Annotated in this window: 20 protein-coding genes; 17 read left to right on the top strand and 3 right to left on the bottom strand. The window is 73.1% G+C overall.

Annotation, left to right across the window (positions count from 1 at the left end; genetic code table 11):
- Positions 1-339 precede the first annotated feature (339 nt).
- Positions 340-1,350 carry a helix-turn-helix transcriptional regulator gene (locus ACIRRU_RS23910; protein WP_403683682.1) on the bottom strand — a complete coding sequence of 337 codons (1,011 nt, stop codon included), beginning with the start codon at positions 1,348-1,350 and terminating at the stop codon, positions 340-342.
- Positions 1,351-1,654: 304 nt separating this feature from the next.
- Between ACIRRU_RS23910 and ACIRRU_RS23905 the strand changes: the two genes are divergently transcribed.
- Positions 1,655-1,975 (top strand): (2Fe-2S)-binding protein, encoded by a 321-nt coding sequence (locus ACIRRU_RS23905; protein WP_363201870.1) that lies wholly within the window; start codon positions 1,655-1,657, stop codon positions 1,973-1,975.
- Positions 1,976-2,268: 293 nt separating this feature from the next.
- Here the strand turns inward: ACIRRU_RS23905 and ACIRRU_RS23900 are convergent, their stop codons facing one another.
- Complete coding sequence (locus ACIRRU_RS23900) at positions 2,269-2,676, bottom strand: pyridoxamine 5'-phosphate oxidase family protein (protein WP_403683680.1); 408 nt, start codon at positions 2,674-2,676, stop codon at positions 2,269-2,271.
- Between the two features lie 202 nt (positions 2,677-2,878).
- On the opposite strand from ACIRRU_RS23900, the gene clpB reads away from it, so the two are divergent.
- Complete coding sequence (clpB, locus tag ACIRRU_RS23895) at positions 2,879-5,473, top strand: ATP-dependent chaperone ClpB (protein WP_403683678.1); 2,595 nt, start codon at positions 2,879-2,881, stop codon at positions 5,471-5,473.
- A 129-nt stretch (positions 5,474-5,602) separates the two neighbouring features.
- Positions 5,603-6,154 carry a YbjN domain-containing protein gene (locus ACIRRU_RS23890; RefSeq protein WP_363201873.1) on the top strand — a complete coding sequence of 184 codons (552 nt, stop codon included), beginning with the start codon at positions 5,603-5,605 and terminating at the stop codon, positions 6,152-6,154.
- A gap of 120 nt (positions 6,155-6,274) precedes the next feature.
- Here the strand turns inward: ACIRRU_RS23890 and ACIRRU_RS23885 are convergent, their stop codons facing one another.
- Positions 6,275-7,486, bottom strand: a complete 1,212-nt coding sequence (locus ACIRRU_RS23885) for a pyridoxal phosphate-dependent aminotransferase (RefSeq protein ID WP_403683676.1) — start codon at positions 7,484-7,486, stop codon at positions 6,275-6,277.
- A gap of 134 nt (positions 7,487-7,620) precedes the next feature.
- On the opposite strand from ACIRRU_RS23885, the gene ACIRRU_RS23880 reads away from it, so the two are divergent.
- The 14 genes from ACIRRU_RS23880 (at position 7,621) to ACIRRU_RS23815 (ending at position 22,728) form a co-directional block, all read left to right on the top strand.
- On the top strand, positions 7,621-7,926 hold the full coding sequence (locus ACIRRU_RS23880; RefSeq protein WP_403683674.1) for a hypothetical protein: 306 nt from the start codon (positions 7,621-7,623) through the stop codon (positions 7,924-7,926).
- Between the two features lie 355 nt (positions 7,927-8,281).
- Positions 8,282-8,803, top strand: a complete 522-nt coding sequence (locus tag ACIRRU_RS23875; protein WP_403683672.1) for a DUF2617 family protein — start codon at positions 8,282-8,284, stop codon at positions 8,801-8,803.
- A gap of 223 nt (positions 8,804-9,026) precedes the next feature.
- A complete protein-coding gene (locus ACIRRU_RS23870) occupies positions 9,027-10,628 on the top strand; it encodes a polyamine aminopropyltransferase (protein ID WP_403683670.1) in 1,602 nt (533 codons plus the stop codon).
- A 70-nt stretch (positions 10,629-10,698) separates the two neighbouring features.
- A complete protein-coding gene (locus ACIRRU_RS23865) occupies positions 10,699-11,652 on the top strand; it encodes an SRPBCC domain-containing protein (protein WP_403683668.1) in 954 nt (317 codons plus the stop codon).
- 20 nt (positions 11,653-11,672) lie between these two features.
- Positions 11,673-12,479, top strand: coding sequence for an aldose 1-epimerase (locus tag ACIRRU_RS23860; protein ID WP_403683666.1), 807 nt, complete (start codon positions 11,673-11,675; stop codon positions 12,477-12,479).
- 135 nt (positions 12,480-12,614) lie between these two features.
- Positions 12,615-13,154 carry an orotate phosphoribosyltransferase gene (gene pyrE, locus ACIRRU_RS23855; protein WP_363201880.1) on the top strand — a complete coding sequence of 180 codons (540 nt, stop codon included), beginning with the start codon at positions 12,615-12,617 and terminating at the stop codon, positions 13,152-13,154.
- Between the two features lie 338 nt (positions 13,155-13,492).
- Positions 13,493-14,524: a class II fructose-bisphosphate aldolase gene (gene fbaA, locus ACIRRU_RS23850; RefSeq protein ID WP_403683664.1), complete on the top strand. Its 1,032-nt coding sequence runs from the start codon at positions 13,493-13,495 to the stop codon at positions 14,522-14,524.
- Positions 14,525-14,617: 93 nt separating this feature from the next.
- Positions 14,618-15,787: a MalY/PatB family protein gene (locus ACIRRU_RS23845; RefSeq protein ID WP_403683662.1), complete on the top strand. Its 1,170-nt coding sequence runs from the start codon at positions 14,618-14,620 to the stop codon at positions 15,785-15,787.
- 365 nt (positions 15,788-16,152) lie between these two features.
- Positions 16,153-17,715, top strand: coding sequence for a DHA2 family efflux MFS transporter permease subunit (locus tag ACIRRU_RS23840; RefSeq protein WP_403683660.1), 1,563 nt, complete (start codon positions 16,153-16,155; stop codon positions 17,713-17,715).
- Between the two features lie 19 nt (positions 17,716-17,734).
- Positions 17,735-18,148 (top strand): DUF3151 domain-containing protein, encoded by a 414-nt coding sequence (locus tag ACIRRU_RS23835; protein WP_363201884.1) that lies wholly within the window; start codon positions 17,735-17,737, stop codon positions 18,146-18,148.
- Between the two features lie 215 nt (positions 18,149-18,363).
- On the top strand, positions 18,364-19,212 hold the full coding sequence (locus tag ACIRRU_RS23830; protein ID WP_403683658.1) for a tryptophan 2,3-dioxygenase family protein: 849 nt from the start codon (positions 18,364-18,366) through the stop codon (positions 19,210-19,212).
- Entirely contained in the window at positions 19,205-20,503 is a 1,299-nt protein-coding gene (gene kynU, locus ACIRRU_RS23825) for a kynureninase (RefSeq protein WP_403683656.1), read from the top strand. Before ACIRRU_RS23830 ends, kynU begins: the two co-directional genes overlap by 8 nt.
- A gap of 290 nt (positions 20,504-20,793) precedes the next feature.
- Positions 20,794-21,687 (top strand): alpha/beta hydrolase family protein, encoded by an 894-nt coding sequence (locus tag ACIRRU_RS23820; RefSeq protein WP_403683655.1) that lies wholly within the window; start codon positions 20,794-20,796, stop codon positions 21,685-21,687.
- Between the two features lie 213 nt (positions 21,688-21,900).
- Positions 21,901-22,728 carry an NAD(P)H-binding protein gene (locus ACIRRU_RS23815; RefSeq protein ID WP_403683653.1) on the top strand — a complete coding sequence of 276 codons (828 nt, stop codon included), beginning with the start codon at positions 21,901-21,903 and terminating at the stop codon, positions 22,726-22,728.
- Positions 22,729-22,976 lie beyond the last annotated feature (248 nt).

Below are 22,976 nucleotides of genomic sequence, written 5' to 3'. Positions count from 1 at the left end.
GGGTGGGGGGGGTGGGGGGGGGGGGGGGGGGCCGACTAGACATAGCCCCACCCCCGCCTCCCGCCCCCCCCCCCCGCCCCCGTATGTGTGTGCGTGTGTGTGCCTGTGCCGGGTCGCGGCGACTGGCGCGGCGCGCGCGCGGACGGGCCGGTCCGCATTTCCCGGTGTCCATGCCTTGTGTCCATGCCCTGGGCCCGTGTTCTCTGTTCGTGCCCTGGGCCCGGGGAGAGGCGGGGAGTGGGGAACTCCCGCGGTATATCCGGGGCGTGGCGCATATCCCGCGCGGCGCCGCGTTCTGGCCTTTGTGCGGCCGTACTCCCGTACCGGGAGGCGGCGCGATCAGGAATCCGAGTCCAGGATTCCCGATCGCGCTATCAGATAGCCGAGTTGGGCCCGGCTGGTACTGCCCAGATGGGCCGAGAGTTTGGCGACATGGGCACGACAGGTCCGGACGTTCATGCCGAGACGGCGGGCGATGGAGTCGTCCACGTGCCCCTCGACGAGAAGATGGGCTATGGAACGCTGCACTCCGCTGATTCCCTGAGGCGTCGGGTCGTATTTGACCTCTTCCAGGAGCGGAGCGGCGCGGGTCCAGAGTTGTTCGAAGACCTTCACGAGATACTCGACGAGCCCGGGATGGCGTAGCTCCAGGGCGACCTGGCGGTCGTCCTGGGCGGGGATGAAGGCGACGGTGCGGTCGAAGACGATCAGGCGCTCGATCAGCTCCTCAAGTGTCCTGATCTCGACGTTGTCGTTGGCGATCCGCTCGGCGTAGGCGAGCGTGCTGGGGCTGTGGCGGGCGGTGTGCTGGTAGAGGGTGCGGAGGCGTACGCCGCGGTGGACGACGGACAGGCCGCGCTCCAGCGACTTGCTGAGCTGGTCCTCGTTCCGGCCGCCGCCCGGCTGGACGGTGAGCACCTCGGTCCGGCATTCCGTGGTGGCGAGATCCAGCGCGGCGTTGATGCGGTTGACGCCCTCCAGCACGGTGATGGCGTGCGTCGTCGGCGGACCCTGGGCGCTGATGTCCATAAAGGCCTCGAAGGACTCGGCCAGTTCCACCGAATGCCGTCGCCGCTCCTGTATCTCGCGTTCTATGGGATGCAGATGCTGCGCCAGCGCCGCTGACGGCGGCACCGGCCGGAGCCATCCCGCGTCGTCCGGGTCGGGGTGGAGCAGGGCGAACTCCATCAGGCACGGAGCGGGTACCAGCTCGGCTCGGGCGATGCGTCCGGAGCGAAGCGCAGTGGCGTAAAGGCGCCTCCCTGCTTCGCAGAGTTCGGTGATCCCGTGAGGATGTGTCTCTTTTGTGTGGCTTGTGGTCATATCTCCACCCCCCAGGTTCCTGAACATTCAGGAACATGATGCATCGACCTGGTGGTGTTCGTGTGCCCAGGTGAGACATCGTCTTAGGTGCGGGGGAGAAGAATCCACAAGTGAGGACGAAGCCGACTATGTACAAGCGAATGCTTCGCTCGGCGCTTGCCGCCTCGTTCGTCGCGGCCCTTGGACTCGGGCTCACGGGCGTCGGCGCCATGAGCGGCGGTGAAGAGGAGAAGGCCGCTCGGACTGTTGCCTCGGGCGACATAGGCTGGGGCAGCGCGCCCCTCGCGGCTCCCGGCGATATCGGCTGGGACAACCCGGCCCGTACGAGCGCATGACCACCCCTCCGGACGACCGCACGTTCCGGCGTGAGATGGCGACCGCCTATCGCTCAGGGTGGCATTTCATCGATCTGCTCACGGCCCTCCCCCGCCGTGGCGACTCGTTGATGGTCACCCTGTTCGGAGAGCCGATCGTCGTGGTGATGGAGGAGGACGAGGACGTCCGCGCCTATCGCTGCCTCCGTCGGCCCCGCGGCGCCCCGCAGCCGGTCCGCTGTGCCGTGAGGTACGGCATGATCTTCGTCAACCTCGATCAGCGCGACCACGAGCTGTTCGACTCAGAACCACTCTCCGCCACCCCCCGCAGCGCCTGAGCGATTCCCCCGTCGTCACCTGTCGTTCAGGCGCTTCCCCCACACAGCGGCGCCACCGTGACCTGAACACGGTGGCGCCGCTGTGCTGTTCTCCCCGCCGAGCCGCCGAGCCGCCAAGCCGCCAAGCCGCCAAGCCGCCAAGCCGCCAAGCCGCCAAGCCGCCAAGCCGCCGGCCCGCCGCCCCGCTCAGCCCCCGAGCCGTCCAGCCACCCTGGGAATGCGGGCGGCTTGAGGCGCGCGGCCTGAGGCCCGTGGCTCGGCGGCTCGCGGGTCCAGTCCCCCCCCGGCCGACCTCAGGCCTTGCCGAGGGCGCGGTCCAGGGTGATCTCGATGACGACCCGGGTCGGGTTGATCCGCGGCGCCCGCCCGTAGCGCTCCTCGTGGCGCGTCTCCGCGTCCCTCACCTGCTCCGGTTCGGTACGGATAACCGCCCGGCCCTCCAGGGTCGCCCAGCGGGCGCGGTCGACCTGGCAGACGGCCACCCGCGCACCCCCGGGACCGGCCGCCCGGACGTGGGCGGCCTTGCGGCTGCTGCCGTCGGTGATCACCCGCGCCACGCCCGCCTCCGGGTCGTACGTGACACAGACCGGCACCACGTGCGGGGTGCCGTCCGGGCGGGGGGTCGTCAGCGTGGACAGGTGGCTCTCGCGCCAGAACGCCAGATATGCCGGGGTGGGGTTGCGTACGTCTGCCTGGGCCATGGACGCACCCTAAGCCGCTGAGGAGACCGGAGGGCTGTTCAGGGGCCGCCGAGGACTGCCGAGGGCCCCCGAGGACCGCCGAGGACCGCGAAGAAGTGCCGCGGACACGTGCGCCCACCGCCTTGAGTGGAGTAGACTCAACTTTGTGTACGTCGGGTAGGTCAATGCGATGACGCACCGCTGCGAGGAGGAGTAACCACACGTGGACACCGAACTGACCAACAAGAGCCGGGACGCCCTCAACGCGGCCACCAGCCGGGCCGTGAAGGACGGGCATCCCGACCTCACCCCGGGGCACCTGCTGCTCGCGCTGCTGGAGGGGGAGGGCGGCCAGGCGAGCGCGAACATCACCGACCTCCTCGCCGCCGTCGACGCCGACCAGGCCGCCGTCCGCGGGGGCGCCGAGCGGCTGCTCGGGTCCCTGCCCAGCGTCACCGGGTCCACCGTCGCCCCGCCGCAGCCCAACCGCGAGCTGCTCGCCGTCATCCAGGACGCCGCCCAGCGGGCCAAGGAGCTGGGCGACGACTACATCTCCACCGAGCACCTGCTCATCGCGATCGCCGCGAAGGGCGGGCGCGCCGGTGAGATCCTCGAAGGACAGGGCGCCGGTGCCAGGAAGCTGCTGGCCGCGTTCGAGACGAGCAGGGGAGGGCGCCGGGTGACCACACCGGACCCGGAGGGCCAGTACAAGGCCCTGGAGAAGTTCGGCACCGACTTCACGGCCGCCGCGCGCGAGGGCAAGCTGGACCCGGTCATCGGCCGCGACCAGGAGATCCGCCGCGTCGTGCAGGTGCTCTCCCGCCGGACGAAGAACAACCCGGTGCTCATCGGCGAGCCCGGCGTCGGCAAGACGGCCGTCGTCGAAGGGCTCGCCCAGCGCATCGTCAAGGGCGACGTCCCCGAGAGCCTGAAGAACAAGCGGCTCGTCTCGCTGGACCTCGGCGCCATGGTCGCGGGGGCCAAGTACCGCGGCGAGTTCGAGGAGCGGCTGAAGACCGTCCTCTCCGAGATCAAGGAGAGCGACGGGCGGATCATCACCTTCATCGACGAGCTGCACACCGTCGTCGGCGCGGGCGCCGGCGGGGACTCCGCCATGGACGCGGGCAACATGCTCAAGCCGATGCTGGCCCGTGGCGAGCTGCGCATGGTCGGAGCGACCACGCTCGACGAGTACCGCGAGCGGATCGAGAAGGACCCCGCCCTGGAGCGCCGCTTCCAGCAGGTGCTGGTCGCCGAGCCCTCCGTCGAGGACACCATCGCGATCCTGCGCGGTCTCAAGGGCCGTTACGAGGCCCACCACAAGGTCCAGATCGCCGACTCGGCGCTGGTGGCCGCCGCCACGCTCTCCGACCGCTACATCACCTCCCGCTTCCTTCCCGACAAGGCCATCGACCTGGTCGACGAGGCCGCGTCCCGGCTCCGGATGGAGATCGACTCCTCCCCGCTGGAGATCGACGAGCTCCAGCGCTCCGTCGACCGGCTGCGGATGGAGGAGCTGGCCCTGAAGAACGAGTCCGACGCCGCCTCCAAGCAGCGCCTGGAGAAGCTGCGCCGCGACCTCGCCGACAGGGAGGAGGAGCTGCGCGGCCTCAACGCCCGGTGGGAGAAGGAGAAGCAGGGCCTCAACCGGGTCGGTGAGCTCAAGGAGCGCTTGGACGACCTGCGCGGGCAGGCCGAACGCGCCCAGCGAGACGGCGACTTCGACACCGCCTCCCAACTGCTGTACGGGGAGATCCCCGGCCTGGAGCGGGAGTTGGAGGAGGCCGCCGCGGCCGAGCAGGAGGCCGCCGAGGACACCATGGTCAAGGAGGAGGTCGGCCCGGACGACATCGCCGACGTCGTCGGCTCCTGGACCGGCATCCCGGCCGGGCGGCTGCTGGAGGGCGAGACCCAGAAGCTGCTGCGGATGGAGAGCGAGCTGGGCAGGCGGCTGATCGGGCAGAGCGAGGCCGTGCAGGCCGTCTCCGACGCCGTACGCCGCACCAGGGCCGGGATCGCGGACCCGGACCGGCCCACCGGCTCGTTCCTCTTCCTCGGCCCCACCGGCGTCGGCAAGACCGAGCTGGCCAAGGCGCTCGCGGACTTCCTGTTCGACGACGAACGGGCCATGGTCCGCATCGACATGAGCGAGTACGGCGAGAAGCACAGCGTCGCCCGTCTGGTGGGCGCCCCGCCCGGTTACGTCGGTTACGAGGAGGGCGGGCAGCTCACCGAGGCCGTCCGCCGCCGCCCGTACAGCGTCGTCCTGCTGGACGAGGTGGAGAAGGCCCACCCGGAGGTCTTCGACGTCCTGCTCCAGGTCCTCGACGACGGCCGCCTCACCGACGGCCAGGGCCGCACGGTCGACTTCCGCAACACCATCCTCATCCTCACCTCCAACCTCGGCTCCCAGTTCCTGATGGACCCGCTGGTCAAGCCCGAGGTGAAGAAGGAGCAGGTGCTGGAGGTGGTGCGGGCCTCCTTCAAGCCGGAGTTCGTCAACCGGCTGGACGACCTGGTGGTCTTCTCCGCCCTGTCCGGCGACGAACTGGCCCACATCGCGGGGCTCCAGATCGACCGGCTGGCCAAGCGGCTCGCGGACCGGCGGCTCACCCTGGACGTCACGCCCGAGGCACTGGCCTGGCTCGCCGAGGAGGGCAACGACCCGGCCTACGGGGCGCGGCCGCTGCGCCGGCTCATCCAGACGGCGATCGGCGACCGGCTCGCCAAGGAGATCCTGGCCGGTGAGGTCCGCGACGGCGACACCGTACGGGTGGACCGGGCCGAGGACGGGCTGATCGTCGGCCCCGCGACCTGACGGACCACCCCTGCGGCCCCCGTCCGCGCACGCTGTCTGTCAGCTTGTGGCGGATAGGGGCCGTGCGGGCTTGCCATGCCCCGCCCGCCATGGGGGAGGATGGCCGCAACCGCACGAAGGGAAATAACGGTGAGCATCGATCCGTCCTCGATTCCTAATTTCGGGGGCCAGCCCGAACCGCAGGCGGCAGGACCGGAGGGCCCCGTCGTCCCTGACCAGGACCTCGTCAAGCAGCTCCTCGACCAGATGGAGCTGAAGTACGTCGTCGACGACGAGGGCGACCTCGCGGCGCCGTGGGAGGAGTTCCGGACGTACTTCATGTTCCGGGGCGAGGCCGAGCAGCAGGTCTTCTCGGTCCGTACGTTCTACGACCGGCCGCACGCGCTCGACCAGCGTCCCGTGCTGCTGGACGCCATCGACGACTGGAACCGCCGCACCCTGTGGCCCAAGGTCTACACCCACGCCCACGAGGGCGAGGAGGGCGAGGCAGGTTCCGTCCGGCTGATCGGTGAGGCGCAGATGCTCATCGGCACCGGCGTCAGCCTGGAGCACTTCGTCTCCTCGACGGTCAGCTGGGTCCGCGCCTCGATCGAGTTCGACAAGTGGCTCGTCGAGCGCCTCGGCATCCAGCCCGCCGAGGGCAAGGCCGACGCCGAGGGCACGGAGTCCCCGGACGCCTGATCCTCCCCGCGCACGCGCCACCGGTCCGGGGGCGGTCACCACGACCGCCCCCGGACCGTCCGCGTTACGGGAGCTCGCCCCCTTCCCGTACGGGGTGAGCCCCCTCGGGTACGGGGCGACTCACCCCAGCCGCGCCAGCCGCTCCACCGCCTCCTGAAGCACCTCGTCCCGCTTGCAGAAGGTGAAGCGGACCTGGCTGCGGCCCGCCTCGGGGTCGTCGTAGAAGACCGAGTTGGGGACCGCCGCCACCCCGCAGCGCTCCGGCAGCGCCCGGCAGAAGGCGTAGGCGTCCGTCTCGCCGAGCGGGGCGATGTCGGTGGTGATGAAGTAGGTGCCCTCCGGCTCGTACACCTGGAAGCCCGCGGCGCGCAGGCCCCCGGCCAGCAGGTCCCGCTTGCGGTGCAGGTCCGCGCGGAAGCCGGTGAAGAAGGCGTCGGGGAGGGCCAGCGCCTCGGCGATCGCGTACTGGAACGGGCCCCCGCTGACGAAGGTCAGGTACTGCTTCGCCGCGCGCACCGCCGTCACCAGCGCCGCGTCCCCGGTGACCCAGCCGACCTTCCAGCCGGTGTACGAGAACGTCTTGCCCGACGACGAGATCGAGACCGTGCGCTCGCGCATCCCCGGGAGCGCGGCGATCGGGTGGTGGGCGCCGGTGAACACCAGGTGTTCGTACACCTCGTCGGTCACCACGAGCAGATCGTGCTCCACCGCGAGGGCGGCGATGCCCTCCAGTTCGGCGGGGGTGAGCACGGTGCCGGTCGGGTTGTGCGGGGTGTTGAGGAGCAGCAGGCGGGTGCGCGGGGTGATCAGGGAGCGCAGTTCGTCGAGGTCCGGGCGGAAATCGGGGGCGCGCAGGGTGAGCGGTACCCGCTTCGCGCCCGCCAGGGCGACGCAGGCGGCGTACGAGTCGTAGTACGGCTCGAACGCGATGACCTCGTCGTCCGGCTCCAGGAGGGCGAGCAGGGACGCCGCGATGGCCTCGGTGGCCCCCGTCGTCACCAAGACCTCCGTGTCCGGGGACCAGGTCAGGCCGTAGAAGCGCTCCTGGTGGGCGGCGACGGCGGCGCGCAGCTCCGGGACCCCGGGGCCCGGCGGATACTGGTTGCCGTGCCCGGCGCGCAGCGCCCGGACCGCCGCCTCCCGGATCTCCTCGGGGCCGTCGGTGTCGGGGAAGCCCTGGCCGAGGTTGATGGAGCCGGTCCGCGCGGCCAGCGCGGACATCTCGGCGAAGATCGTCGTGCCGAACGCGGCGAGGCGGCGGTTGAGCAGTGGTCGCTCCGTCGCCGCGCCCTCGGGGGCCGGTCGTCCATGGGTGGGTCGTCCCTGTGTCATGGGCGCCATCCTGGGCCGAAGCTCTGGAGTTGCTCAAGTCCGCTTTGGACCGCGGGCGGCGGGGGGATCCCCCTGTCACGTCGCACATCATGGAAGCGACGGGGGAATCCTCGCTTCGGGGGAAGGAAAGGCGGGTGATCGGCATGGTCGTCTTCGTGACGATGGTGATCGTTCTGGCGGTCGTCGGGATCGTGGTGGCCGCGGTACGGGGCAGTGCGGGCGGCAGGTCCCGGTCGAGGCGCCGGCGGACCGGGGCCGCGTCGGGCGGTGGCTGGTACGCGGGCGGTGGCGACTCCGGCTCGTCCTGCGGCGGTGCGGGCGACTCGGGCGGGGGGAGCCACGGCGGCCACTCCTGCGGCGGCGGCAGCAGCTCCTCGTGCGGCAGCAGCAGCTCCTCCTGCGGGGGCAGGGGTGGCGGCTGCGGCGGTGGCAGCAGCTGAGCCGGCCGGGCCGGGCGGCGCTGCGGCCGGGCGGTCCTGCCGGGCCGAGCGGCGGTCACCGACAGTGATCTGAGGCCGGGCGCCCGGAGGGTGAACTCCCTCCGGGCGCCTTTTTGTTGAGCGACGCGGACGTTTTTGCTTGAACAGGTGAACCGTGCTGCCCCCGAGGGGATGGAAACCACGGCAAGTTGGGCGAAAACGCTGCGAGTGCGGCGTACTTCGTGATTCCCTCTTCGAAGAGAACATTCAGCCCTCGGACCCCAGTTGGACCAGATCGGGCGTTCCCCTCCTCCCATGCGCAGTAACCGGGGGTGCTCGCTGTCCTCGAGTCCACGCGTGTTTGCGGAGCCCACCCATGCTCACCACCCTCCAGACGGCCTATTCCGATACCCGTGCCGCCGACCTGGCCTGGATGCTCGGCCGGGAGCCACTGCCCGCCCTCGCCGTCCTCGACCTCCAGCTCGACGGCGCGGAACTCCAGTTGCGGCTGCTCGGCGCCTCCCACCAGGTCCTCCTCCAGGAGGACCGCGGAGTCTGCTCCGAGACCGTCGCCTGCATGCCCGGCAGCAGCACCCCTCTCCCCCTCGGCGTCGCGAAGCGGCTCGGGGACTGGGAGTACGAATTCGCGGCCCGCGTCGAGACCCTGACCCAGGGCCAGTTCGCGGGGCGCGCGCAGGAACTGCTCGCCCTGGTGAGCGACCACCCGCACGGCCTGGCGGGCACGTTCCCCGGCAGCCCGTACGCCTTCACCGCGATGCTCGCCCAGCGGTCCGAGGGCCAGGTGCGGTGGCGCACCTGGCACGCGTACCCGCAGGAGGGGCAGTTGGTGGTGACCCGGACCCGGGTGGGGGTGCGGATTCCCGCGGCGGCGGCCTGAATCGGCGCCTGAACCGGGGCCCGGACCGCTGTTCGCGTCGTCGGTCGGGCGCCGGTCCGGACCGCGGCCCGGGTTGTCGCGCGGGCGGTGAGCTGGGCCCCGGCCCGCGTCGCCGCGAGAGCCGCGGCTCGGGTCGGGCCAGGCCGGGAACATGCCGGTGACGGCGCACTTGCACCCGTGTGGGTGACAAACAGCAATCGTGCTGTGACGTAGCGTTCCCACCATGATCGACCAGCAGGTGCCGCTGCGAGGGGGCGCGGCGCGGCTTCCCGTACGGCCGAGGACCGGCCGGTTCCTCGTGCTGGCCGCCGTCTTCGTCTGCGCCGCCTGCGGCCTCGTCTACGAACTCGAACTGGTCGCGCTCGCCTCGTACCTGATCGGTGATTCGGTCACCCAGGCCTCCGTCGTCCTCTCCGTGATGGTGTTCGCGATGGGCATCGGCTCGCTGCTCGCGAAACGTTTGCGCTGCCACGCCGCCGTCGGGTTCGGGCTGATCGAGGCGGCCCTGGCCCTCATCGGCGGATCCTCCGCGCTGGTCCTCTACGCCTCCTTCGCCTGGCTCGGCGAGTCGCGGTACGCCCTCGTCGGGTTCTCCCTGGCGATCGGCGTGCTGATCGGTGCGGAGATCCCGCTGCTGATGACGCTGATCCAGCGGGTGGACCGGCAGGACGCGGGCGGGGCCGTCGCCGACCTCTTCGCCGCCGACTACGTGGGCGCGCTCGTCGGCGGACTGGCCTTCCCGTTCCTGCTGCTGCCGATGCTCGGGCAGCTGACCGGCGCGCTGTTCACCGGTGCGGTCAACGCGGCGGCGGGCGGTGCGCTGGTCCTGTGGGTCTTCCGGCGCGACCTCGGCTCCCGCACCCGCTGGTCGCTCCTCCTGGTCAACGTCGCGGTGATCGCGGCCCTGGGCACCGCCACGACGCTGGTCGACGACTTCGAGCGGGCGGCGCGCCGGGCGGTCTACGGGGACCAGGTCCGGGTCGCCGTGCAGACCGGGGTGCAGGAGGTCGTCCTGACCGGCGACGACCGCGACTCCCTCGACCTCTATCTGGACGGCCGCCTGCGGGTCAGCGCCCGCGACGAGCACCGCTACCACGAGGCGCTGGTCCACCCCGCGATGAACGGGCCCCGCGCCCGCGTCCTCATCCTCGGCGGCGGTGACGGGCTCGCCGCCCGGGAGGTCCTGCGCTACCGGGACGTCCGCGCGGTCACGGTCGTCGAACTGGACCCGGTGGTCACCCGCCTGGCCCGTACGGATCCGGCCCTCTCCGCGCTCAACGGCCACGTCCACCGCGACCCGCGCCTCACGACCGTCGGGGCGGACGCCTTCACCTGGCTCCGGTCCGACCACGACCGCTACGACGTGGTGATCTCCGACCTCCCGGACCCGGGCATCACCGCCAGCACGAAGCTGTACTCCGCCGAGTTCTACGGGCTGGTCGCCGAGGCCCTCGCGCCGGGCGGGCGACTCGTGGTGCACGCCGGGCCGTTGGGGGTGCGCCCGGAGACCTTCTGGACGGTGGAGGCCTCCGTCCGCGACGTCGGCCTGACCACCCGCCCGTACCGCATCACCGGCCGCAACACCGGTTTCGCCGCGAGTCCGGACCGGGTCGGGGGCGGCGCGCGCGGCCCGCAGGACTGGGGCTTCCTCCTCGCGGGGGCGGGCGACGCGGTGGAGCCGCCCGCCCTGCCCGCGGAGGGGCCCGCCGCCCGGTCGCTGAGCGGGCGGGAGCTGGCCGAGGGCGCGCGGGCCGCGGACGCCGCCCGGCTGCCGGGACGGACCCCGTCGACGTTGGTCCACCCGCGTTACCGGGAGGACGTCTGAACCGCCCGGCGGCGGTCCTCGGCGGGGGAAGCGCTGACGTCGCGGCCGTGGCCGATTAGGCTCGCTGTCCATGGAGCATGAGGTGCACGTTCCGGTTCCCGTCCCGGCCCTGCGGCGCACGCTGGGCGACCCCGTCCGCGTCGCCCGGTGCGTCCCCGGTCTCCAACAGGACGCGGACGCCTCGGCGTCGCCCCTGGCCGGGCGGCTGAAGCTCCGGGCGGGCGGTCACACCATCACCTACCGCGGCGAACTGCGGCTCTCCGGCCCGGAGGGCGACGACGGCCCGGCCGGGCCGCGCTTCTCGGTGACCGGGGAGGGGGTCGAGGCCCGGGGCACCGGCGCGGTGCGGCTCGCCCTGACCGTCTCCCTCACCGAGGCCGACGGCGGGACGACGATCGCGTACAGCGGTGGCGCGGACGGCGACGGCCGACTGGCCGAGCTGGAGAAGGGCGCGGCCCTCGCGGCCGCCCTGCGGCTCCTGGACCGCTTCACCCAGCAGCTGGTGACGGAGTCGCTGGCCGCGGAGGCTCCGGGCGGCGCGGATTCTCCGGCTGACGCCGGATCCGGTTCCGGTTCCGATGTCGATGCCGGTGTCGGTGCCAGCGCCGTCGCCGGTTCGGGTGCTGACGCCGACGCCGGTTCCGGCGCTGACGCTGACGCCGCCTCCGAAGCCGGAGCTGATGCCGATGACGCTTCCGTGGCCGATGACGCCTCCGAGGCCGGTGCCGACGACGGACCCGTCTTCGACGCGCCCGTGCCGCCCTCCTCGCTCGACCCCGTCGCCGGGGTGGAGTTCACCGTCCCGGACGAACCGGCCGCCGAGGCCGCACACGCCCGCCGCACGATGATCGGGCGCAGCGCTGAGGAGGTCGACCACGCGCCCCCGCGCGGCCGGTACGCCCCGGTGCCCTCGCCCGAGGAGGGCGGGGCGGGCACCACGCTGCGCTGGGTCGCCCCGGCCGCCGCGCTCGCGCTCGCCTCCGCGGTGGTGCTGGGGCGGGCGTTGCGACGTCGGAGGCTGTGAGCCGCCAGTAGGGTCGTCGGGTGAGCAGGAACGAAGAGAACGTCAGGCTGACCGTCGGCGACGCCGAGTTGACCGTCGACCCCGGGCACGGCTGCCGCGTCAGCAGCCTCCGGATCGGGGGCGTGGAACTGCTGCGCCAGGGGGAGCGGTACGGCTGCTTCCCGATGGTGCCCTGGTGCGGGCGGACCGCGAACGGGCGGTTCCGGAACGGGGACGCGCTCCACGAACTGCCGTTGAACTCCCCGCCGCACGCCATCCACGGCACCGGCCGGGACACCTCCTGGCACCCCGCGTACACGGCCGCCGACCTGGCGGAGGGCCGGGCGTCGTTCTACTACGACCTCGCCGAACCCTGGCCGTACGAGGGGCGGGTGACCCAGACCTTCGAGCTGACCGGGGACGGGCTGGCGCTCGGGCTCTCCGTGGAGACGTACGGCGACTCCTTCCCGGCCCAGGCCGGCTGGCACCCCTGGTTCCACCGCAATCTCGGTGGCCAGGACGTCCGGCTCTCCTTCGATCCCGCCTGGCAGGAGGAGCGGGGCGCGGACCATCTGCCGACCGGGAAGCGTGTCGACCCCCTGCCGGGGCCCTGGGACGACTGCTTCGGGATGCCCGACGGCGTGGACGTGACGCTGACCTGGCCGGAGCAGCTGGAGCTGACGGTGAAGAGCCGCAGCACGTGGGTGGTGGTCTACGACGAGCAGGACGAGGCGGTGTGCGTGGAGCCGCAGTCCGGGCCGCCGAACGGGCTGAACACCGCACCCCGGCTGGTGACCCCGATCGACCCGCTGGAGCTGACGGCCACTTGGAGCTGGGTGCGGCTCTGACCCAGGAGCACGCGGCCCCGGGAGCAAGGGGAAGCGGGAAGCCAGGAGCGGGGGAAGCGGAAAGCCGCGAGCGGGGAAGCGGGAAGCTGGGAGCGGGGCGTGTACGGCCGGGGTGCACCGCTTACCCTCGTGCACATGACTGACGTACGCGCTGACCTGCTCCAGCAGATCAAGGACAAGGCCGTGGTGCACGGCAAGGTGACCCTCTCCTCGGGGCTGGAAGCCGACTGGTACATCGACCTGCGCCGGATCACGCTGGACGGCCAGGCCGCGCCGCTGGTCGGCCAGGCCATGCTGGACGCCACCGCCGAGCTGGACTTCGACTGTGTCGGCGGGCTGACGCTGGGCGCCGACCCCGTCGCCACCTCGATGCTGCACGCCTCCGCCGCGCGCGGCCGGCGGCTGGACGCGTTCGTGGTCCGCAAGGCGCAGAAGGCGCACGGGATGCAGCGCCGGATCGAGGGCACCGACGTCACGGGGCGCCGCTGCCTGGTCGTGGAGGACACCTCGACCACGGGCGGCTCGCCGCTGACCGCCGTCGAGGCGGTGCGTGAGGCGGGCGGCGAGGTCGTCGCCGTCGCCGTGATCGTCGAGCGCGGGGCCGCCCCGGCGATCGCCGAGGCCGGGCTGCCGTACGTCCAGGTCTACTCGGTGGCCGATCTCGGCCTCGCCTGAGCCGGTCTCCCCGGAGCGGGTCTCGTCCGGCCCGGTCTCGTCCGGCCCGGTCTCGTCCAGGCCGGTCTCGCCGGAGCCGAAGGCGTCTGCGCGTGAGCCGGACGCGTCTGGGCCGGACGGGTGCGGGTCCCGGTCCGGGCGGGGCTGACCTGCGGTTTTCGTCAGGGGTGGAGGGTTTCACGTGAAACCCTCCACCCCTGGCCCGTTCCCGGACGGTGTCCGACGGGGTCCGCCGGGTGGAGCCGGGGGGTGAGTCTGGGAAGATGGGCGGGACGATGACGTCGCCCCCAGGTCAGGGACTCACGCCTGCACACCCGCACATCCCAAGGAGCGGTCAGATGCCCATCGCAACCCCCGAGGCTTACGCCGAGATGCTCGACCGGGCAAAGGCGGGCAAGTTCGCCTACCCGGCCATCAACGTGACCTCGTCCCAGACCCTGCACGCCGCCCTGCGCGGCTTCGCGGAGGCCGAGAGCGACGGCATCGTCCAGATCTCCACCGGCGGTGCGGAGTTCCTGGGCGGCCAGCACAACAAGGACATGGTCACGGGCGCGGTCGCCCTGGCCGAGTTCGCGCACATCGTCGCCGCGAAGTACGACGTCACCATCGCGCTGCACACCGACCACTGCCCCAAGGACAAGCTGGACGGTTACGTACGTCCGCTGCTCGACGTCTCCGCGGAGCGCGTCGCCAAGGGGCTGAACCCGCTCTTCCAGTCCCACATGTGGGATGGTTCGGCCGAGACCCTCGCCGACAACCTGTCCCTCGGTCAGGAGCTGCTGGCCAAGGCCGCCGCCGCCAAGATCATTCTTGAGGTCGAGATCACCCCGACCGGCGGCGAGGAGGACGGCGTCACGCACGAGATCAACGACGAGCTGTACACCACCGTCGACGACGCGCTGCGCACCGCCGAGGCGCTGGGTCTGGGCGAGAAGGGCCGCTACCTGCTGGCCGCCTCGTTCGGCAACGTCCACGGCGTCTACAAGCCGGGCAACGTCGTGCTCCGCCCCGAGCTGCTGAAGGACCTCCAGGCGGGCGTCTCCGAGAAGTACGGCAGGCCGGCCGGCAGCCAGCCGTTCGACTTCGTCTTCCACGGCGGCTCGGGCTCCACCGCCGAGGAGATCGCCACCGCGCTGGAGAACGGCGTCGTGAAGATGAACCTCGACACCGACACCCAGTACGCCTTCACCCGCCCGGTCGTGGACCACATGTTCCGCAACTACGACGGTGTCCTGAAGGTCGACGGCGAGGTCGGCAACAAGAAGACGTACGACCCCCGCACCTGGGGCAAGGCCGCCGAGGCCGGCATGGCCACGCGCGTCACCGAGGCCTGCGCGAACCTGCGCTCGACCGGTACGAAGCTGAAGTAACCACCCGTCCGCACGGACGTACGGCCACGGGCCCGGTCCTCCTTCGCGGGGGCCGGGCCCGTCGCCGTGCCGGGAAGAGAAGAGGGCCGCCACGTGGGCACGCACTACGACTTCGACACCGCCGTCGACCGCCGGGGAACCTGGTGCGTCCAATGGGACGGGGTCGCCGACCGGTTCGGGGTCGATGACCTGCTGCCGTTCACCATCTCCGACATGGACTTCGCCACCGCCCCCGAGGTGCTGGACGCCCTCCGGGCGCGGCTGGAGCACGGGGTGTTCGGCTACACCACCTGGCAGCAGGACGACTTCCGTTCGGCGATAGCCCACTGGTACGCCACCCGCCACGGCGCCGAGATCGACACCGGGCAGCTCGTCTACGGCCCCTCCGTGCTCAGCCAGCTCTCCCAGCTGCTTCAGATGTGGACGGAGGAGGGGGACGGCGTCGTCGTCCACACCCCGGTGTACGACGGTTTCCGCAAGGCGATCACCGGGCTCGGGCGGCAGCTGCGCGGGGTGCCGGTGGGCGACGAGGAGGCGCTGGAGCGGGAGCTGGCCCGGCCGGACGCGAAGGTCCTGGTGCTGTGCTCGCCGCACAACCCGACCGGCCGGGTGTGGACGGCCGGTGAACTGGCCCGCACGGCGGCGCTGGCGGAGCGGCACGGGGTCGCCGTGGTCAGCGACGAGATCCACGCGGACTTCGTGCACGAGCAGTACGCCGGGGGTGCCCACGTGCCGTGGACCCGGGTCGCGGGCGCGGGCCGCTGGGCGCTCATCACCTCCGCTTCGAAGGCGTTCAACTTCCCCGCGCTGACCGGTTCGTACGGGCTGATCGGAGATCCGGCGGACCGGGCGGAGTTCCTGCGGCGGATGGAGACGGCGGAGGGTCTCGCCTCGCCCGCCGTGCTCTCGCTGACCGCGCACATCGCCGCCTACCGGGAGGGCGCGGCGTGGCTGGACGCGGCACGGGCGTACGTGGCGGGGAACCTGGCCCTGGTCGCCGAGCGGCTGGCGGACAGCTTCCCCGAGCTGGGCTGGCGGCCGCCGCAGGCCGGGTACCTGGCCTGGATCGACCTGCGGCCGCTGGGCGTGGACGAGGACGCGTTGCAGCGGGTGCTGGTGGAGCGGGAGAAGGTCGCGGTGATGAGGGGGTCCGTCTACGGGGCGCCCGGGTTCGTCCGGCTGAACGTGGGGTGCCCCCGGGAGAAGGCCGCCCGGGGGATCGAGGCGCTGGTGCGCGGCGTGGGAGCGGTACGGGCCGGGTGAGCGGGCGCCGGGCGGTGCCCCCCCCGGGGGGAGTGCGCCAGGTGCGCCGTCCGGGCGGCCGGTGAGCGGTGTGGGCCAGGGGGCGTAGGCGGCCGGTAGCGGTGCGGGCCAGGGGCCGGTGGCCTCGGGGAACGGGGCGGACGAGACCGGCCGTGCGGAGGCCGGCTGAGCGGGGCGTCGGCCGGTGGCCCCGGGAGGGCACACCTGGTGCGCCGTCCGGGCGGCCGGTGAACGGCGCGGGCCAGGGGGGCGTGGGCGGCCCGTAGCGGTGCGGGCCAGGGGGCCGGTGGCCTCGGGGAACGGGGCGCACCCGGGCCCCCGGCTCCTCCCTCGCCACCAGGGCTTGATTGGGGCAGGCTGGCCCCATGACTGCTGCTGCCTCCGCGCCAGGAGAGAAGTCCGGGGAGATCCGGGTCGCCTCGCCCGCCGGGCGGTGGGTCGTGCTCACCACCGTGCTCGGGTCCGGCATGGCGATGCTGGACTCCACCGTCATCAACGTCGCCCTGCCCCGCATCGGCACCGACCTCGGGGCCGATCTGGCCGCGCTCCAGTGGACCGTCAACGCCTACATGCTCACGCTCGCCGGGCTCATCCTGCTCGGCGGGGCCCTCGGTGACCGGTACGGGCGGCGGCGGGTGTTCCTGGTGGGGGTGGTGTGGTTCGCGCTGGCGTCGCTGCTGTGCGGGATCGCGCCGAACGCGGAGGTGCTGATCGCCGCGCGGGCCCTCCAGGGGGTGGGCGGAGCGCTGCTCACGCCCGGGTCCCTGGCGATCATCCAGGCCGGTTTCCACCCGGACGACCGGGCCCGAGCCGTGGGGCTCTGGTCCGGGTTCGGCGGCGTGGGGGCGGCCGTGGGGCCGTTCGTCGGCGGGTGGCTCGTCGACGGGCCCGGGTGGCGGTGGGTGTTCCTGCTGAACCTGCCGCTCGCCGCGATCTGTATCCCCGTCGCCCTGCGGCACGTACCGGAGTCGCGGGATCCGGCGGCGCACGGCCGGTTCGATGTGCTGGGGGCCGCCCTCGGGGCGCTGGCGCTGGCCGGGGTGACGTACGCGCTGATCGAGGCCCCGGAGCAGGGCGCCTCGCCGCTCGTGATCGGGGCGGCCGTCGGCGGGCTGCTGCTGGGGGCCGCGTTCGTCCGGGTGGAGCAGCGGCGGGCGGACCCGATGCTGCCGCCGTCGATCTTCCGATCGCGGTTGTTCACCTCGGTCAACCTGGTGACGTTCTGCGTGTACGCGGCCCTCGGCGGCTTCTTCTTCCTCTCCGCGATCCAGCTCCAGGTGGTCGCCGGCTACTCGGCGCTCGGCGCCGGTACCGCGCTGCTGCCGACGACGGTCCTGATGCTGCTGTTCTCCGCCTGGTCGGGGGAGCTGGGGCGGCGGATCGGGCCGCGCATCCCGCTCACCGTGGGTCCGCTGCTGGCCGCCGCCGGGATGCTGCTGATGCTGCGGGTCGGGCCGGGCAGCGCGTCCTTCGGCGGGTACGTGAGCGAGGTGCTGCCAGCCGTCCTGGTGCTCGGCGCCGGGCTTGTCGTGGTCGTCGCGCCGCTCACCGCGACCGTCCTGGCCGCCGTGGACACCGGGCGGGCCGGTCTCGCCAGCGGCATCAACAACGCCGCCGCCCGCGCCGCCGGGCTGATCGCCGTGGCCGCGCTGCCGCTGCTCGCCGGGATGGGGCCGGAGGCCTACCGGGACGCGGGCGAGTTCGCGGCGACCTTCCGGCGGGCGATGCCGATGTGCGCCGGACTGCTGGTGGCGGGCGCGGTCATCGCCTGGTGGACGGTGCGCACCCCGGCGGCCGCCGCGGCCGCCCGGGGCGAGAGGCCCGCGGCCGCGGTGCACTGCGGGGTCGTCTCCCCGCCCCTGGAACCGGACCGCGCCCGCGGGGCCGGCCCGGAGCCGCGGCCGGGGCGCGGTGCCGCCGAGGCGTGACGGCAGGCACACTTGAGCCATGTCGATCCACGAGAACCTGCTCGGGGGCCCCGCCCCGACCCACCTCCCCGACGACCCCGAGCCGCGCGAGCTGCTCGCCGCGGGCACCCCGCCCGCCGAGGTCGCCGCGAAGTACCCCACCTCCTCGCTCGCCTGGGCGCAGCTCGCCGACGAGGCGTACGAGGGCGGCCGGGTCGTCGAGTCGTACGCGTACGCCCGTACCGGCTACCACCGCGGCCTCGACGCGCTGCGCCGGGCCGGCTGGAAGGGCCACGGCCCCGTCCCCTTCGAGCACGAGCCGAACCGCGGCTTCCTGCGCGCCCTGCACGCCCTGGCGCGGGCCGCCGGGGCCATCGGGGAGACCGAGGAGCACGAGCGCTGCTCGGCGTTCCTGCGGGACTCCTCGCCGACCGCCGCCGACATCCTCGGCTGACCCCTCCCGGTGCTCCCCGCTCGGGCGTCACGGGCGGGGAGCACCGGAGGGCCTCCCTCCGAACAGGCCGGACCAGGCCGGACCGGGCCGGATCAGGCCGGACCGGGCCGGGCCGGGTCCGAAGCGAGGCCCTACTATGCGAGCAGGGGACCGGAGCCCATCACCTCACGGAAGGGGCGGACCGCTACCCGGAAGCTCGTGTCGAGGAGACAGCGATGTCGACCAACCACCCCGACCCCGAAGCCACCGGTGCGGACACCCCGTACCTGGACTTCGCGGGAACGACTCCGTACGAGGACTACGTCCAGGCGGACGTCCTGACCCACCTCCAGCACCTGCGCTCGGACGATCCCGGCGAGATGGTCTTCCTGGTCACCACCCAGGTCATGGAGCTGTGGTTCACCGTCATCGTCCACGAGTGGGAGACCGCCACCCGCGCCCTGCGCGAGGACCGCGTACCCGTCGCGCGGGACGCGCTGAAGCGTTCGCTGCGCGAGCTGGAGGCGCTGAACGACTCCTGGCGGCCGCTCGCCGGACTGACCCCCGCCCAGTTCAACTCCTACCGGAGTTCGCTCGGTGAGGGCTCCGGTTTCCAGTCCGCGATGTACCGGCGGATGGAGTTCCTGCTCGGCGACAAGTCCGCGTCCATGCTGGTGCCGCACCGGGGCGCGCCCCGGGTTTACGACGAGCTGGAGAAGGCCCTCGGCGAGCCCAGCCTGTACGACGAGACCCTCGCGCTGCTCGCCCGGCGCGGGTATGCCATCCCCGAGTCCGTCATCGGCCGGGACCTGACCCAGCGGTACGAGCCCTCGCCCGAGGTCGAGGCGGTGTGGGCGCGGATCTACGCCTCCGACGACCAGAACGACGAGCTGGTCCGCCTCGGTGAACTGCTCACCGACGTCGGCGAGCTGGTCTGGCGCTGGCGCAACGACCACCTGGTCGCCACCCGGCGCGCGATGGGCTCCAAGACCGGGACCGGCGGTTCCGCCGGGGTCGCCTGGCTGGAGAAGCGCGCCACGAAGAACGTGTTCCCCGAACTGTGGACGGCCCGAAGCCATGTCTGAGACCTCACGTGACGCGCTCCGCGAACGGGCGCTGAAGCTGGACGCCGCCGACCCGCTGGCCCCGCAGCGCGAGCTGTTCGCGCTCGACGACGGCGTCTACCTGGACGGCAACTCGCTGGGCGCGCTGCCCCTGCACGTCCCCGACCGGGTGCGGGACGTCCTCACCCGTCAGTGGGGCGAGCTGCGCATCCGCTCCTGGGACGAGAGCGGCTGGTGGACCGCGCCCGAGCGCATCGGCGACCGGATCGCCCCGCTCGTCGGGGCCGCCGCCGGGCAGATCGTCGTCGGCGACTCGACCAGCGTGAACATCTTCAAGGCGGTCGTCGCGGGCAGCCGCCTCGCGGACCGCCCCGACGGCGGACCGTCTGTCCACGACGGGGGGCCGTCCGTTCACGACGGGGGACCGTCCGCCCGTGACGGGGGACGTGACGAGATCCTGGTGGACGCGACGACGTTCCCGACGGACGGGTACATCGCCGCCTCCGCCGCCCGGCTCACCGGACGCCGCATCGTGCCCGTCGACCCGGCCGAGGTGCGGGCCGCGCTCGGCCCCCGTACCGCCGTCGTCCTGCTCAACCACGTCGACTACCGCTCCGGGCGGCTGCACGACCTGCCGGGCCTGACCGCCGACGTGCACGCGGCGGGCGCGATCGCGGTGTGGGACCTGTGCCACAGCGCGGGTGCCCTGCCCGTCGCGCTGGACGAGCACCAGGTGGACCTGGCGGTCGGCTGCACGTACAAGTACCTGAACGGCGGCCCCGGTTCGCCCGCGTACCTCTACGTCGCCCAGCGCCACCAGGCCGCCTTCGACTCCCCGCTGCCGGGGTGGAACTCGCACGCCGACCCGTTCGGCATGACCCCGGACTACACCCCGGCGGACGGCTCCGTACGGGGCCGGGTCGGCACCCCCGACATCGTCTCCATGCTCACGCTGGACGCGGCCCTGGACGTGTGGGACGGGGTCTCCGTGGCCGCGGTGCGCGCCAAGTCGCTGGCGCTGACGGACTTCTTCCTGGAGTGCGTCGAGGCGTACGTACCGCCCGGCCGGGTCTCCTCGGTCACCCCGGCCGCGCACGCCGAACGCGGCAGCCAGGTCGCCCTGCGCTGCGCGGACGCCGAGCCGGTCATGCGCCGCCTCATCGAGCGGGGTGTGGTGGGCGACCTGCGGCGGCCGGACGTGCTGCGGTTCGGCTTCACCCCGCTGTACGTGGGGTTCGCCGACGCGGAACGCGCGGCGCGGGTGCTGGCCGAGGTGCTCGCGGACGTGCCCGGGGAGAACCCGGCCGCCTGACGGGGCGTCGCGCTCCGACCGGCGTGGCGGGGGACGGTGCCGCGTGCTGGTACCGTCCCCGCAGGTCAGCCCAGTTGGGCACCTGACACGGACACGAACCATGGGCACGGGCACGGGCCACGGGCTCAGGAACGGGCTGCGGGTTGCGGGCTTCGGCACGAGCACGGGCCATGGGCCCGGACGCGGGCCACGGACCCGGGTCACGGACACGGGCGCGGGTCACGGCACAGACGGCGGGTACGGACGGCGGGCGCGGAGCGCGGGCCGCGGGCGGAGGACGGTTGAGCAGCATGTCGGATTTCCCGGGTTCCCCGGACTCTGCGGCGCGTGATCGGGACGAGGCCGAGAGCGCGTCGGCGTTCGCGCATCCCCCCGTCGCCCCCGACCGGACCGCCGCCTACGGGGACCACCCCGACCAGGTCATCGACTTCTACGCTTCGCGCGACGGCCGCACCGGCGCCCCGCTCGTCGTCCTGCTGCACGGCGGCGCCTGGCGCGCCCCGTACGACCGGGCCCATGTCTCCCCGCTCGCGGACTTCCTGGCCCGCCGGGGCTTCGCCGTGGCCAGCGTGGAGTACCGGCGCGGCGGCGCGGAGCCCGGCGGGCCGGACGTCGGCCCCGTCGCCGGGCGCTGGCCGGACACCTTCGACGACGTCGCCGCCGCGCTGGACGCCGTCCCCGTCCTGGCCGCCCAGGCCCTGCCGCAGGCGGACGTCCGGCGGATCGTGGTCACCGGCCACTCGGCGGGCGGGCACCTGGCGCTCTGGGCGGCGGCGCGGCACGTCCTGCCCGAGGGTTCGCCGTGGCGGCTGCCCGCCCCGCCGGCGCTGCGCGGGGTCGTCGCACTGGCCCCGATCGCGCACTTCACAGCGGCGGTCGAGCGGGGGGTGTGCGGCGGGGCCGTCACTCAACTCCTCGGTGAAGAGGGCGTGTTCGATGAGCGGGCGGCGCAGGCGGACCCGGCGGCGCTGCTGCCCACGGGAATCGCCACCGCGATCGTGCAGGGCGTCGAGGACATCGTCGTACCGGCGGCCGTCCCGGAGGCGTACGTCGACGCCGCGGCGAAGTCCGGCGAGACGGTCGGGCTGACGCTCCTGGGCGGCGTCGGGCACTTCCCGCTGATCGACCCGACTGCCGACGCCTGCTCGGTGGTGGCGGAGGAGATCACCCAGCTGGCCTGGTGACCCACCTCCCCGGTGACCGGGGAGGTGGGGGGAGCCGGGGCCGTCATCTGCGTGCGGTCACGGACAGGGCGTGCGGTCACGGACAGGGCGTGCGGTCACGGGTAGGGCGTGCGGTGCGGACAGGGCGTGCAGTTGCGGACAGAAGGTGTCCGCAAGGGTCTCTAGCGTCGTGGGTGTCGAACCGAAACGGGTGTCGAGCCGAAGGAGAACCCCATGACGACCCTGGTGACCGGAGCCACGGGAACGGTCGGACGTCGCGTCGTCGAGCAGCTGCTGGAGCGCGGCGAGCACGTCCGGGCCCTGACCCGCGATCCGGCGCGGGCGGAGCTGCCCGCGGGCGTCGAGGTCGTCCGCGGCGACCTGGAGGACCCGGCGTCGCTGGAGTCCGCTCTCGACGGGGTGACCGGGCTGCACCTCATCACCTTCGGCGGGGCGTTCTTCGCGCCGCTGGAGACCGGTGAGGAGATCCTCGCCCTGGCCCGGAAGGCGGGCGTGCGCCGGGTGACCGTGCTCAACGGGGGTGGCGAGACCCCGATGGAGGCGGCGGTGCGCGCGAGCGGGCTGGCCTGGACGGTGGTCATGCCGGTGGAGTTCATGGCGAACGCCCTGGAGTGGGCCCCCGGCGTCAAGGCCGAGAGCGTGGTGCGCGAGCCCTTCGTCGGGCGGCTCAGCGCGATGGTGCACGAGGCGGACATCGGCGCGGTGGCGGCGGTGGCGCTCACCGAGGACGGGCACGGCGGCCAGGTGTACCTGATCACCGGGCCGCAGGCGCTGACCGTCGGCGACAAGGTGGCGGCCGTCGCGGCGGCGCGAGGCGCGGACATCGAGCTGGTCGAGCTGACCGAGGAACAGGCGCTGGAGTCGTGGCGCGCGAACGGGATGCCCGAGGACGTGATCGGGTTCCTGATCGGCGTCTACCGGGACACCCCGCCCGAGGGCCGGACCGTGACCGACACCGTGCGGAAGGTCACCGGGCGTCCGGCGCGGACGTTCGCGCAGTGGGCCGACGAACACGCCGAGCACTTCCGCGCGGGCGCGTAGCGGGGCGGGTGCGCGGAGAGGCGCCGGTGCGCGGGGCGGGTGCCCGTGGAGGCGGCGGAGTGCCGGGCGGGCGCTTGCGTGCGGAGGCGGCGTACCCGGAGGCGGGGGCAGGGAGGAGGCGTCGGGAGGCTCGGGTGCGGGGGATCCGAGCGACCCGACGGCGGGCGGCGGAGGCGGGTAGTCCTTGAGGGGGACGCCGGGGAATCCGTATCGGTGCTGACGACCCGCCCTCCGCTCCCGCCTACCGT

The sequence above is a fragment of the Streptomyces sp. NPDC101181 genome (assembly GCF_044767975.1).
In the GTDB taxonomy this organism is placed as follows: Bacteria; Actinomycetota; Actinomycetes; order Streptomycetales; family Streptomycetaceae; genus Streptomyces.
Note: the sequence above shows the minus strand (reverse complement) of the source record. Positions and strands in the feature narration are given on the sequence as shown.

Bases quoted from the DNA above. Each gene is read 5' to 3' on its own strand.
- ACIRRU_RS23815 (WP_403683653.1), top strand. From the start codon at position 21,901: ATGACGACCCTGGTGACCGGAGCCACGGGAACGGTCGGACGTCGCGTC.
- fbaA (WP_403683664.1), top strand. From the start codon at position 13,493: ATGCCCATCGCAACCCCCGAGGCTTACGCCGAGATGCTCGACCGGGCA.
- ACIRRU_RS23870 (WP_403683670.1), top strand. From the start codon at position 9,027: ATGATCGACCAGCAGGTGCCGCTGCGAGGGGGCGCGGCGCGGCTTCCC.
- ACIRRU_RS23820 (WP_403683655.1), top strand. From the start codon at position 20,794: ATGTCGGATTTCCCGGGTTCCCCGGACTCTGCGGCGCGTGATCGGGAC.
- ACIRRU_RS23910 (WP_403683682.1), bottom strand. From the start codon at position 1,350: ATGTTCAGGAACCTGGGGGGTGGAGATATGACCACAAGCCACACAAAA.
- kynU (WP_403683656.1), top strand. From the start codon at position 19,205: ATGTCTGAGACCTCACGTGACGCGCTCCGCGAACGGGCGCTGAAGCTG.
- ACIRRU_RS23900 (WP_403683680.1), bottom strand. From the start codon at position 2,676: ATGGCCCAGGCAGACGTACGCAACCCCACCCCGGCATATCTGGCGTTC.
- pyrE (WP_363201880.1), top strand. From the start codon at position 12,615: ATGACTGACGTACGCGCTGACCTGCTCCAGCAGATCAAGGACAAGGCC.
- ACIRRU_RS23885 (WP_403683676.1), bottom strand. From the start codon at position 7,486: ATGACACAGGGACGACCCACCCATGGACGACCGGCCCCCGAGGGCGCG.
- ACIRRU_RS23835 (WP_363201884.1), top strand. From the start codon at position 17,735: ATGTCGATCCACGAGAACCTGCTCGGGGGCCCCGCCCCGACCCACCTC.
- ACIRRU_RS23875 (WP_403683672.1), top strand. From the start codon at position 8,282: ATGCTCACCACCCTCCAGACGGCCTATTCCGATACCCGTGCCGCCGAC.
- ACIRRU_RS23865 (WP_403683668.1), top strand. From the start codon at position 10,699: ATGGAGCATGAGGTGCACGTTCCGGTTCCCGTCCCGGCCCTGCGGCGC.
- ACIRRU_RS23840 (WP_403683660.1), top strand. From the start codon at position 16,153: ATGACTGCTGCTGCCTCCGCGCCAGGAGAGAAGTCCGGGGAGATCCGG.
- ACIRRU_RS23830 (WP_403683658.1), top strand. From the start codon at position 18,364: ATGTCGACCAACCACCCCGACCCCGAAGCCACCGGTGCGGACACCCCG.
- ACIRRU_RS23905 (WP_363201870.1), top strand. From the start codon at position 1,655: ATGACCACCCCTCCGGACGACCGCACGTTCCGGCGTGAGATGGCGACC.